This is a genomic window from Alkalihalophilus lindianensis (assembly GCF_032843265.1).
Taxonomy (GTDB): Bacteria; Bacillota; Bacilli; order Bacillales; family Bacillaceae_D; genus Alkalihalophilus; species Alkalihalophilus lindianensis.
Genome location: NZ_JAWJBA010000417.1, coordinates 1 through 267, shown reverse-complemented (window position 1 = coordinate 267; position 267 = coordinate 1). Strand labels below are relative to the sequence as shown.

The 267-nt window shown below is 37.1% G+C and carries 1 pseudogene; it reads left to right on the top strand.

Features of this window, described 5'->3' with window-relative positions:
- Positions 1-37: 37 nt before the first annotated feature.
- A pseudogene (locus RYX56_RS26325) lies at positions 38-194 on the top strand (GNAT family N-acetyltransferase); the annotation flags it as partial.
- Between the last annotated feature and the right edge of the window lie 73 nt (positions 195-267).

The following is a 267-nucleotide window of genomic DNA, read 5'->3' as shown; positions in this document are numbered from 1 at the left end:
GCAAAAAAGAGTTTTAATAATCGGAGGACAGGATTAGATGGAGGTTGCTCAAAGAGAATTTTATGTTAATAATTTGTGTTATATTATAAGATCTGCAAGAGTGGCAGATGCACAAAACGTCTAGAGTAAGATTGCAGATAGATGGAGAAACCGAATATTTAGACAGAGAAAAGGGCGAGGCATACATAGATGAAAGGGAGGATGTATCATGACCAAACATCGGATTTATACAATGAGTGTCGCAAGTGTCTATCCCCATTATGTTAC